The organism is Polaribacter gochangensis (assembly GCF_046224025.1).
Lineage (GTDB): Bacteria > Bacteroidota > Bacteroidia > Flavobacteriales > Flavobacteriaceae > Polaribacter > Polaribacter gochangensis.
Window position 1 is genome coordinate 1 of record NZ_JBJXRF010000005.1, and the last position, 10,829, is coordinate 10,829.

The window sequence follows — 10,829 nt, forward strand, 5'->3', positions numbered from 1 at the left end:
TTTATATTGATACAAATCAATATAATATACTAAAGTCCTCAATCAAAAGATTGAGGACTTTTTTTTGTTGAAAAAGTTTATTTTTAGAGAATGAAATATCAGTTTACATATTTAATTAAAATACAGTTTTTAGGATTTCGATTTCATGGATGGCAAAAACAGTTAGATGTTAAGACTTTACATGATATGGTAGACAAGACCTTGAGTTTTGTTTTCGGAAATGACCAGAAATACAAAACACTTGGTGTTGGTAGAACTGATGCTAAAGTTTCTGCAACAAAATATGGACTTCAGCTGTTTGTTGATTTTGAAATTGAAAGCAAAGAATTTTTAGAAGTATTTAATTTGAATACTACTGCTGATATAAAAGCATTATCGATTCAAAAAGCAAGCTCTAGTTTTAATATAATTAACTCATCAAAAGTAAAAGAGTACCACTATTATTTTTCTTTTGGAGAAAAGCCTCACCCTTTTTCCGCTCCGTTTTTAGTAGGAATTCATCAAGAACTTGATTTAGAATTAATGAAAAAAGGGGCACATTTATTTGAAGGAGAACATTACTTTCATAAATATTGTACAAAACCTTCTGAGAACACTATTTTTAAAAGAATGATTTATTCTTGTGAGATTGTAGAGAACACAATTTTACAAGCGAATTTTTTCCCTACAAAAAGTTATGTATTAAAAGTGAAAGGAAAAGGGTTTTTACGATATCAAATAAGATTAATGATGGGAACCTTATTTGAATTAGGAAAAGGCACTATTGATTTAGATTTTATAGAAAATTCGTTAAAAGAGCATAACGATAGAAAGTTTTTACGAGCAATTGCTCCGGCTTCAGGATTGCAATTGTATGATGTTCAGTTTGAGTTGTAGCTGCGCAAAGGATTGAAGCAATTGTTTGAGCTCTTTTTTTTTTTTAAAAAAAAGCGAGTGCGGAAAGCCTGACCTGAAAGGTTGCGCCCAAAAAAAATCCTACAAGATTTTAGAAAACTTGCAGGATGAATTTATTGTTTTAGTTTTTGACTCTGCTTGAGCAGACAAATTTTATCCTTTGATAATTCCTCTAGAAATAACAATTTTTTGAATTTCTGAAGTTCCTTCGTAAATCTGAGTAATTTTTGCATCACGCATTAAACGCTCTACATGATATTCTTTTACAAAACCGTTACCACCGTGAATTTGAACTGCTTCAACAGTGTGTTCCATCGCAACTTTTGATGCGTATAACTTTGCCATTGCGCTAGACATGTCGTAATTATTTCCTTGATCTTTATCCCAAGCAGCTTTCATGACTAGCATTCTTGCAGCTTCAATTTCTGTGTGCATATCTGCTAATTTAAAAGCGATTGCTTGATGATTACAGATTTCTGTTCCGAATGCTTTACGTTCTTTAGAATATTTCAATGCTAATTCATAAGCTCCGGCAGCAATTCCTAAGGCTTGAGAAGCAATTCCGATTCTTCCTCCAGACAATGTTTTCATGGCGAATTTAAATCCAAAACCGTCTTCGCCAATTCTGTTTTCTTTCGGCACTTTTACATCGTTAAATTGTAAAGTATGTGTGTCTGAACCACGAATTCCTAATTTATCTTCTTTAGGGCCAACATGAAAACCTTCCGTTCCTTTTTCAACGATAAATGCGTTGATTCCTCTGTGTCCTTTTTCCTTATCAGTTTGTGCAATTACTAAATAAACATCGGCTCTACCACCACTTGTAATCCAGTTTTTTGTACCATTAATTACATAATGATCGCCTTTGTCGATTGCAGTTGTACTTTGCGATGTTGCATCAGAACCAGCTTCTGGCTCACTTAAACAAAATGCGCCAACAAATTCACCCGTTGCTAATTTTGTTAAATATTTTTGTTTTTGCTCTTCAGAGGCATAAGCTTCTAATCCGTAACAAACTAAAGAGTTGTTTACAGAAACAATTACAGAAGCAGAAGCATCTATTTTAGAAAGCTCTTCCATAATTAATACGTAAGAAATTGCGTCCATACCGCTTCCTCCGTATTTTGGATCAACCATAATCCCTAAGAAACCTAAATCTCCCATTTTCTTAACTAATTCTTGTGGAAATTCTTGCTTGTTATCTCTTTCTATAACACCAGGTAATAATTCTGTTTGAGCAAAATCACGAGCCGCATCTCTAATCATTAAGTGCTCTTCGGTAAGGTTAAAGTCCATTTATTGTAGTATTATTATATTCGTAAAAAATGTGTTCAAAGATACGTTTTTAGTAATAAATTATCAATAAAGTTTTATTATTTTTACAGATATGAGTGCTAAAAAAATACATATAATTGGTTTAATGTCTGGAACTTCTTTAGATGGTTTAGATTTGGTTTATGTTTTGTTTGATAAAAATAGCTATGATAACTTTGAAATTCAGTATTCAGAAACCATAGCGTATTCAAAATTATGGAAAGAAAAATTGGCGAAAGCAATTGATAAATCCGAAAAAGAATTACAAGAACTTGATATTGAATATGGGGAATTACTTGCTGACAAAGTGACTAATTTCATCAAAAAAAATAGGATTTTAAACCTTGATTTTATTGCTTCACATGGTCATACAATATTGCATCAACCTGAAAAAGGAATTACATTACAAATAGGAAATGGGCAAATAATTGCCAACAAAACGCAACAAAAAGTGGTGTGTGATTTTAGAACTCAAGATGTAAAATTAGGCGGACAAGGAGCGCCTTTAGTTCCGATTGGAGACGATTTTTTATTTCATCAATATGATGCTTGCTTAAATTTAGGAGGATTTGCAAATGTGTCTTTTAAAGCACAGCACAAAAGAATTGCTTTTGATATTTGTCCTGTTAATATTGTGTTGAATTATTATGTAAGCACTTTAGGTTTAGAATATGATGATAAAGGAAAAATTGCTGCTTCTGGAATCATACATACTGAATTATTGGGAGAATTAAATTCATTGAGATTTTATAAAACAGAGCCGCCAAAATCTTTGGGATTAGAATGGGTACAGTCAACTATTTTTCCATTAATTGATAAAAAGAACCTTACAATAAAAGATGTTTTAGCGACATTTATAGAGCATGTTGCCATTCAAATTGCTGCTTCTACCAAGAAGTGTAAAAATATTTTTATAACTGGTGGTGGCGCTTTTAATGAGTTTTTAATGCAAAGAATGAAACACCATTCAAGTTTAGAAATTATCATTCCTAATTCTCAAATCGTTAATTATAAAGAAGCATTAATTTTTGCTTTTTTAGGGTTGTTACGTATTGATAATCAGGTGAATTGTCTAAAAAGCGTAACAGGTGCAAGCGAGAATCATTCTTCAGGTGAAATATTTACACCAAAATAAGTGGTTAGAACGTTATTTTTTTTTAATTTGCTGACTGTTTTTCGACAGCTTTAAAACGGAAAAATAAAACAAGCAATTAATGAAAGAATTACTTAAAAAATACGAAAACAAGCAGCCTGAGATTGTTTTTAATTGGAAAGACCCTGAGACAGATGCAGAAGGATGGACTGTAATTAATTCGCTTCGAGGTGGTGCAGCAGGAGGAGGAACACGAATGAGAAAAGGTTTAGATATGAACGAAGTGCTTTCTTTGGCCAAAACCATGGAAGTAAAGTTTACAGTTTCTGGACCCGCAATTGGAGGCGCAAAATCTGGAATTAATTTTGATCCGAATGACCCAAGAAAAAGAGGCGTTTTAGAACGTTGGTATAAAGCTGTAACTCCCTTATTAAAACATTATTACGGAACCGGCGGAGATTTAAATGTAGATGCAGACAAAGATGTAATTCCGATTACCGAAGATTGTGGCGTTTGGCATCCGCAAGAAGGGATTTTTAATGGGCATTTTAAGCCGACAGAAGCCGATAAGATTAATAGAATTGGGCAATTACGTCTAGGAGTAATTAAAATTATTGAAGACAAAAAATTCTCTCCAGATTTATCAAGAAAATACACAGTCGCAGATATGTTAACTGGTTATGGTGTTGCAGAAGCAGTAAATCATTATTACACTATTTACGGTGGATCAATCGAAGGAAAAAAAGCTGTGGTTCAAGGTTTTGGAAATGTTGGTTCAGCGGCAGCCTATTATTTAACACAATTAGGAGCCAAAGTTGTTGGTATTATTGATAGAGATGGAGGAGTTATAAATGAAGCAGGTTTTTCTTTGGATGAAATGACAGCCTTATTTCTAGGGAAAGATGGAAACAAACTTGTTTCTAAAAGCATGATTCCTTTTGAAGAAATGAACGAAAAAGTATGGTCTTTAGGAGCAGAAATTTTTGTTCCAGCTGCAGCTTCAAGATTAGTTTCTAAAGAACAAGTTACTAAAATGATCAACTCTGGATTAGAAGTAATTTCTCCTGGAGCAAACGTGCCCTTTGCAGATAAAGAAATATTTTTTGGACCTATTATGGAATATACAGACGGACATGTAAGTTTATTGCCAGATTTTATTTCAAATTGTGGTATTGCAAGAGTATTTGCCTATTTAATGGAGGCAAGAGTAAAAATTCCAATGCAAGATGAAGCTATTTTTAAAGACACATCAGAAACGATTAGAAAAGCTTTAGTAAAAACATTTGAAAAGAATAATAGTAAAACAGAAATATGTAAAACTGCGTTTGAAATAGCGTTAAAACAATTAATTTAATATAGTATAATTATGGAGACGATTATCATTTTGGTTTTTGTACTTGGTTATTTAGCCATTACATTAGAACACAATTTAAAAATAGATAAATTAATACCGGCGCTTGTTATGATGGCGGTTTGTTGGGCTTTGGTTGCTTTAAACATAGACCATTTTTCTAATTGGTTTGACTCAGCAAAACATGCTTTGGTAGATAATTTCCCTTCTTTATTGCATGAAGATAAAATGCACTTGGTAGAAGAAACTTTACTACATCACTTAGGAAAAACAGCAGAGATTATTGTGTTCTTATTAGGAGCAATGACTATTGTTGAAATTATTGACTATTTCGATGGATTTTCTACAATTAAAAGCTTTATTAAAACAAAAAAGAAGTCTAAAATCTTATGGATTTTTGCAATTTTAGCATTTATATTATCTGCTATTATAGATAACCTTACAGCAACTATTGTTTTAATTTCAATTTTACAAAAAATTGTTAAAAAGCGTGATGAAAGAATTTGGTTTGCAGGTCTTATAATTATTGCTGCGAATGCCGGTGGTGCTTGGTCTCCGATTGGAGATGTAACCACTACAATGCTTTGGATTGGTAAAAAAGTTACAACATTAAAATTAATCGAGTATTTATTAATACCATCACTATTATGTATGTTTGTACCTACCTTAATTGCTTCATTTATGCCAGCGTTTAAAGGTGAAATTGATTATGAAGAAAATGAAGCAGATAAACCTAAAAGTCCTTATAGCGGAAAAATGTTATATCTAGGTTTAGGTGCTATTGTTTTTGTGCCAGTTTTTAAAACAGTTACCCATTTACCGCCTTATGTTGGTATGATGTTATCTTTAGGAATTGTTGCTACTTTTGCAGAAATTTACAGTCGTACAAAATTCTCTTTAACAGATTATGATAGTGCAGAGTCAGATGCGCACGCAAATCACGGACCTGTTCATGCTTCTTTATCTAAAATTGAAATGCCAAGTATTTTGTTTTTCTTAGGGATCTTAATGGCTGTTGCAGCTCTAGAATCATTAGGGATTTTATTCAACTTTGCAACTACACTTAAAGAATCAATCCCAATGATGGGAACAGAATTGCATGGAGAAGGAGTTTCTGATTTAGTTGTAATGTTATTAGGAGTTGGATCTGCAGTGATTGATAATGTTCCTTTAGTTGCCGCAAGTTTAGGAATGTTTTCTCAGCCAATTGATAACGAATTATGGCACTTTATTGCATTCTCTGCAGGTACAGGTGGAAGTATGCTGATTATTGGATCGGCAGCAGGAGTTGTAGCAATGGGAATGGAAAAAATAGATTTCTTTTGGTATCTTAAAAAAATATCATGGCTAGCATTAATAGGCTTTGTTGTCGGTTCGTTTGCCTTTATGATTATGAGAACATTATTTTAAAATATGAGCCCGAGTTTTTCTCGGGTTTTTTTAAGCAATTTTTAAAAAGTTAATACGTTAAGTCTACATAAATCTTTAATTTAATATATAATATGTTATTGTTTACTCAAGAAAACATTGATGCAGTTACAGAAGTAATTTCAGACGAAAAAACATTGTCAATTTATAAATTGATTATGGAAAGCGGAACAGGTGGTAGATTAATAATTGGATTGCTATTTGTATTGTTAGCTATTGCCTTATATATTTATTTTGAACGCTTTTTTGCAATTAAAGCAGCGGCTAAAGTTGATGAGAATTTCATGAATCAGATTAAAGATTATGTTTCTGAAGGAAAGTTAGAAGCCGCAACTGATTTATGTAAAAACACTAATTCTCCGACTGCTAGATTGGTTGGAAAAGGAATTTCTAGAATTGGAAAACCGTTAGATGATATTAATAAGGCAATTGAGAATTCTGGAAAGCTAGAAATTTATCAATTAGAAAAAAACGTAAGCGTTTTAGCAACTATTGCTGGTGCAGCACCAATGATTGGTTTCTTAGGAACAGTAATTGGAATGATTGTTGCAATTCATGAAATTGCAAATTCTGGTGGACAAATTGACATCAAGCTATTATCAGACGGATTGTACACAGCTATGACAACAACGGTTGCAGGATTAATTGTTGGTATTATAGCCTACATTACATACAATCATTTGGTAGTTAGAACAGATAAAGTAATCTATAAAATGGAAGCAACTTCGGTTGAGTTTTTAGATTTATTAAACGAGCCAGTTTAAAGTATTAAAAGGTTTAAGAATTGAATAATTCAAGAAATCATTACATGTTTAATCTTTTAATTTTTGAATAAATAAATGAATATCAGAGGAAGAAATAAAGTCAACCCAAATTTCAATATGTCATCGATGACTGATATTGTTTTTTTATTGTTGATATTTTTTATGCTTACATCCACTTTAGTAACTGTTAGCGCTATAGATATTTTATTGCCAAAAGCCAGCGGAAAAACCGAAAACAAAAAATCTATTGCGGTTTCAATAACAAATACATCGTTGTTTTTTATAGATAAAACAGAAGTTAGTGAAGCCAATTTAGAAAATGAAATTTTAAAATTAGTGGGTGTTGATAAAGCAAAAACGGTTGTTATTAGAGGAGATAAAGATGTGCCATATAAAAATGTGATGAAAATTATCGACATTGCTAATAGAAATAAATTAAAAATGATTTTAGCAGTAAAAGGGAAATAACGTTATTCCTAAAAGCTAAACTAGGATTTATGCAATAAAAAAAATCACTTTGAGCATTGTTGAGAAGTAATTGAGAAAAATGCAAATATTAGAAACAAAACATAAAAAGAAATCAGCTGTTATAACTGCGGTAATTCTTGCGCTAATTTTAGTCGGAATTTTCAATTTTGGAATGCAGTATTTAGACCCACCACAAGAATATGGGTTGGCAATTAATTTTGGAGATTCAAATGTTGGTAACGGTGATCCGGTTGTTGAAACCAAAGAAAACCCTGTTGTAAAAAATGTAGAAGAAAACATTGAGGAAAAGCAAGAAATTATACCGAAAGAAACGATCAAAGAAGAAGTTATTACACAAGACATAAAAGACGCTCCTGTAATAGATAAACCCAAAAAGGAGAAAGTTGAAGAACCTAAAAAGGAAATCAAAAAAGTAGAAAAACCAACAGAAACTCCGAAGCCAAAACCATCTAAAGAAACCCAAGACGCTTTAAATAGTTTATTAAAAGGAAACTCTAAAGACGGAGAAAATAAAGGAGAAGGAGCTGATGATAATCCGGGATTAAAAGGCGATAAAAATGGCGATCCAAAAGCTACAAAGTACTATGGAAATAACGGGAGTGATGGAGATAAAAATTACAATTTAGCAGGACGAAACGCGCTGTCAAAGCCAATTGAAAAACCAGAATGTAATGAAGAAGGAATTGTGGTTGTTAGTATCGAAGTAGATAATACAGGGAAAGTAATAAAAGCTACACCAGGCGTTAAAGGTTCAACAAATACGGCCAAATGCTTGTTGGATCCAGCAAAAGTAGCAGCTTTAAAAACCACTTGGAATGCAGATCCGAAAGCACCAAATAAACAAATAGGAACTATCATTTACCGATTTTCTTTATCAGAATAATTAATTATTTTTATTTTCTAAAATGTCATATCGAGCGCATTCGAGATATCTCAATAAACTATGACCTACCAAGAAACATTAGATTGGATGTTTTCTCAATTACCAATGTATCAAAGAGAAGGTGAAACAGCATTCAAAAAAGATTTAACCAATATTTTAGCATTTTCAAAAGAATTAGAGTTTCCTGAGAAGAAATTCAAATCGATTCATGTTGGCGGAACAAACGGAAAAGGTTCTACGAGTCATATGATTGCTTCAATCTTGCAAGAAGCAGGTTACAAAGTCGGATTGTACACGTCACCGCATTTAAAAAACTTCACAGAACGAATTAGAATTAATGGGGAAGAAGTTTCTCAGGCTTTTGTTGTTAATTTTATTGAAAGAAATAAAAGGTTTTTAGAAAAACAAAAACTCTCTTTTTTTGAAATGACCGTGGGAATGGCATTTGATTATTTTGCAACTAAGAAAGTTGATATTGCAATTATTGAGGTTGGTTTAGGCGGAAGATTAGATTCGACAAATATTATTACACCAGAAGTTTCTGTCATCACAAATATTGGGTTAGATCATACGCAGTTTTTAGGAGATACACTTCAAGAAATTGCAGTTGAAAAGGCCGGAATTATAAAAAAGAACCAGCCTGTTGTTATTGGAGAAAGACAAAAAGAAGTTGAAAGTGTTTTTACAGGCAAAGCAAAAGAAGTAAAAACTCAACTCTTTTTTGCTTCAGATTTTTCACAAAATTATCAAACAGATTTATTGGGTAATTATCAGTTAAAAAATGTGAAAACAGCAGCTTTAGCAATCCGTAAATTAACGCATTTTAATGTAAAAGAAAATCATATTGAAAAAGGGTTTTTGAATGTAGTTAAGAATACGGGTTTAAAAGGACGGTGGCAAATTTTGCAAGAATCGCCAAAAGTAATTTGTGATACAGCACATAATAAAGAAGGCTTATTGTTGACGATAAATCAACTTAAAAAGGAGAAATATAACAACTTGCATATAGTTTTAGGAGTTGTTTCAGATAAAAAATTAGAAGCTGTTTTAGGTTTATTTCCAAATAATGCTCGATATTATTTTTGTGAGCCAAATATTCCAAGAGCTTTAGATGTTGATGATTTAAAAGAAAAGGCAAATGTGTTTAAATTATTTGGAAACAAATACAATTCTGTAAATGAGGCATATAATTCAGCAAAAGAAAATGCAGAAGCAGAAGATTTAATATACGTAGGAGGAAGCACATTTGTTGTTGCAGAGATTTTATAAATATTTTAAAAAAATAATTGCGAGATGTAAAAACTCTCGTATATTTGCATCCGCAATTGAGGGCAATTAGCTCAGTTGGTTCAGAGCACCTCGTTTACACCGAGGGGGTCGGGGGTTCGAATCCCTCATTGCCCACAACATTCCGTCTCGATAAGGAATTAAAAAAAACATTCGGGCAATTAGCTCAGTTGGTTCAGAGCACCTCGTTTACACCGAGGGGGTCAGGGGTTCGAATCCCTTATTGCCCACAAAAGCTTCATAATTACTTATGAAGCTTTTTTGTTTTTAGTTTTGTTATATTGGTTTTCTTTTTTGTATTTTTGTTAACCCCAAAAAAACCTAATTCAAATAAAATTAATGGATTTTAAGTTCCTTGAAAATAAAAGTATATTAGTTACTGGTGGGGCAGGTTTTATTGGTTCTAATTTATGTGAGGCATTATTGAATCTTAATATGTCTGTCAGTTGTTTGGATAATTTTTCTACAGGTAAAAAAGAAAATATCACTTCATTTATGCCGAATGTCAATTTTGATTTAATAGAGGGAGATGTTCGAAATTTTGAAGATTGTCAGAAAGCGGTAGAAGGAGTTGATTATGTTTTACATCAAGCAGCATTAGGTTCTGTTCCAAGATCTATAAAGGATCCAATTACTTCAAATGAAGTGAATGTAAGTGGTTTTTTGAATATGCTGGTGGCATCAAGAGATGCAAAAGTAAAACGTTTTGTGTATGCAGCGAGCTCATCAACTTATGGTGATTCTACAGCAATGCCAAAAGTAGAAAACATTATAGGGAAACCATTATCACCTTATGCAATTACTAAATATATAAATGAATTGTATGCAGATGTGTTTTCTAAAACCTACGGTATAGAAACAATCGGCTTACGATACTTTAATGTATTCGGAAAAAGACAAGATTTCAATAGTGCTTATGCAGCAGTAATTCCTAAATTTGTGAGTCAATTGATGAAAGCAGAATCGCCTATTATTAATGGAGATGGAAACTATTCAAGAGATTTTACCTATATTGAAAATGTAATACAGGCAAACCTATTAAGTCTCATTACAGATAATAAAGAGGCTTTGAATACAGTTTATAATGTGGCGTTTGGAGAAAGAAATACCTTGAATGTTTTGATGAAGTATTTAAAAGAATACTTGTCGGAATTTGACTCAAAAATTTCAGAGATTGAAGTGATATACGGTCCTAGTAGAGCAGGAGATATTCCACACTCTCATGCTTGTATTGAGAAAGCAAAAAATAATTTAAGTTATAATCCTAGATATTCATTACAAAAAGGTTTGAAAGAATCTGTGAAGTGGTATTGGGATAATAATTGA

Annotated in this window: 10 protein-coding genes and 2 tRNA genes; 11 read left to right on the plus strand and 1 reads right to left on the minus strand. The window is 32.2% G+C overall.

Annotated features, from left to right (window positions below):
* The first annotated feature begins 90 nt into the window (after positions 1 to 90).
* Positions 91 to 876 carry a tRNA pseudouridine synthase A gene (locus tag ACEWL1_RS11040; protein ID WP_409233359.1) on the plus strand — a complete coding sequence of 262 codons (786 nt, stop codon included), beginning with the start codon at positions 91 to 93 and terminating at the stop codon, positions 874 to 876.
* A 171-nt stretch (positions 877 to 1,047) separates the two neighbouring features.
* Here the strand turns inward: ACEWL1_RS11040 and ACEWL1_RS11045 are convergent, their stop codons facing one another.
* Positions 1,048 to 2,190, minus strand: a complete 1,143-nt coding sequence (locus tag ACEWL1_RS11045) for an acyl-CoA dehydrogenase (RefSeq protein WP_409233360.1) — start codon at positions 2,188 to 2,190, stop codon at positions 1,048 to 1,050.
* 91 nt (positions 2,191 to 2,281) lie between these two features.
* Between ACEWL1_RS11045 and ACEWL1_RS11050 the strand changes: the two genes are divergently transcribed.
* The 10 genes from ACEWL1_RS11050 (at position 2,282) to ACEWL1_RS11095 (ending at position 10,829) form a co-directional block, all read left to right on the plus strand.
* Positions 2,282 to 3,343 carry an anhydro-N-acetylmuramic acid kinase gene (locus ACEWL1_RS11050; protein ID WP_409233361.1) on the plus strand — a complete coding sequence of 354 codons (1,062 nt, stop codon included), beginning with the start codon at positions 2,282 to 2,284 and terminating at the stop codon, positions 3,341 to 3,343.
* A gap of 79 nt (positions 3,344 to 3,422) precedes the next feature.
* A complete protein-coding gene (locus ACEWL1_RS11055; RefSeq protein WP_409233362.1) occupies positions 3,423 to 4,655 on the plus strand; it encodes a Glu/Leu/Phe/Val dehydrogenase dimerization domain-containing protein in 1,233 nt (410 codons plus the stop codon).
* A 12-nt stretch (positions 4,656 to 4,667) separates the two neighbouring features.
* The gene (gene nhaD, locus ACEWL1_RS11060; protein WP_409233363.1) at positions 4,668 to 6,062 is read left to right on the plus strand and encodes a sodium:proton antiporter NhaD; all 1,395 of its coding nucleotides are present in this window, start codon (positions 4,668 to 4,670) and stop codon (positions 6,060 to 6,062) included.
* 92 nt (positions 6,063 to 6,154) lie between these two features.
* Complete coding sequence (locus tag ACEWL1_RS11065; RefSeq protein WP_409233364.1) at positions 6,155 to 6,844, plus strand: MotA/TolQ/ExbB proton channel family protein; 690 nt, start codon at positions 6,155 to 6,157, stop codon at positions 6,842 to 6,844.
* 75 nt (positions 6,845 to 6,919) lie between these two features.
* Entirely contained in the window at positions 6,920 to 7,312 is a 393-nt protein-coding gene (locus tag ACEWL1_RS11070) for an ExbD/TolR family protein (RefSeq protein ID WP_409233365.1), read from the plus strand.
* Between the two features lie 79 nt (positions 7,313 to 7,391).
* On the plus strand, positions 7,392 to 8,216 hold the full coding sequence (locus tag ACEWL1_RS11075) for an energy transducer TonB family protein (RefSeq protein ID WP_409233366.1): 825 nt from the start codon (positions 7,392 to 7,394) through the stop codon (positions 8,214 to 8,216).
* A gap of 60 nt (positions 8,217 to 8,276) precedes the next feature.
* Complete coding sequence (locus ACEWL1_RS11080; RefSeq protein WP_409233367.1) at positions 8,277 to 9,485, plus strand: bifunctional folylpolyglutamate synthase/dihydrofolate synthase; 1,209 nt, start codon at positions 8,277 to 8,279, stop codon at positions 9,483 to 9,485.
* Between the two features lie 60 nt (positions 9,486 to 9,545).
* Positions 9,546 to 9,620: transfer RNA gene (locus ACEWL1_RS11085), tRNA-Val, on the plus strand.
* 38 nt (positions 9,621 to 9,658) lie between these two features.
* Positions 9,659 to 9,733 (plus strand) — tRNA-Val (locus ACEWL1_RS11090).
* A 109-nt stretch (positions 9,734 to 9,842) separates the two neighbouring features.
* Complete coding sequence (locus ACEWL1_RS11095) at positions 9,843 to 10,829, plus strand: SDR family oxidoreductase (RefSeq protein ID WP_409233368.1); 987 nt, start codon at positions 9,843 to 9,845, stop codon at positions 10,827 to 10,829.

Excerpts from the sequence above, each read along its gene's own strand:
- ACEWL1_RS11040 (WP_409233359.1), top strand. The coding sequence starts at position 91 with ATGAAATATCAGTTTACATATTTAATTAAAATACAGTTTTTAGGATTT.
- ACEWL1_RS11045 (WP_409233360.1), bottom strand. The coding sequence starts at position 2,190 with ATGGACTTTAACCTTACCGAAGAGCACTTAATGATTAGAGATGCGGCT.
- ACEWL1_RS11050 (WP_409233361.1), top strand. The coding sequence starts at position 2,282 with ATGAGTGCTAAAAAAATACATATAATTGGTTTAATGTCTGGAACTTCT.
- ACEWL1_RS11055 (WP_409233362.1), top strand. The coding sequence starts at position 3,423 with ATGAAAGAATTACTTAAAAAATACGAAAACAAGCAGCCTGAGATTGTT.
- nhaD (WP_409233363.1), top strand. The coding sequence starts at position 4,668 with ATGGAGACGATTATCATTTTGGTTTTTGTACTTGGTTATTTAGCCATT.
- ACEWL1_RS11065 (WP_409233364.1), top strand. The coding sequence starts at position 6,155 with ATGTTATTGTTTACTCAAGAAAACATTGATGCAGTTACAGAAGTAATT.
- ACEWL1_RS11070 (WP_409233365.1), top strand. The coding sequence starts at position 6,920 with ATGAATATCAGAGGAAGAAATAAAGTCAACCCAAATTTCAATATGTCA.
- ACEWL1_RS11075 (WP_409233366.1), top strand. The coding sequence starts at position 7,392 with ATGCAAATATTAGAAACAAAACATAAAAAGAAATCAGCTGTTATAACT.
- ACEWL1_RS11080 (WP_409233367.1), top strand. The coding sequence starts at position 8,277 with ATGACCTACCAAGAAACATTAGATTGGATGTTTTCTCAATTACCAATG.
- ACEWL1_RS11095 (WP_409233368.1), top strand. The coding sequence starts at position 9,843 with ATGGATTTTAAGTTCCTTGAAAATAAAAGTATATTAGTTACTGGTGGG.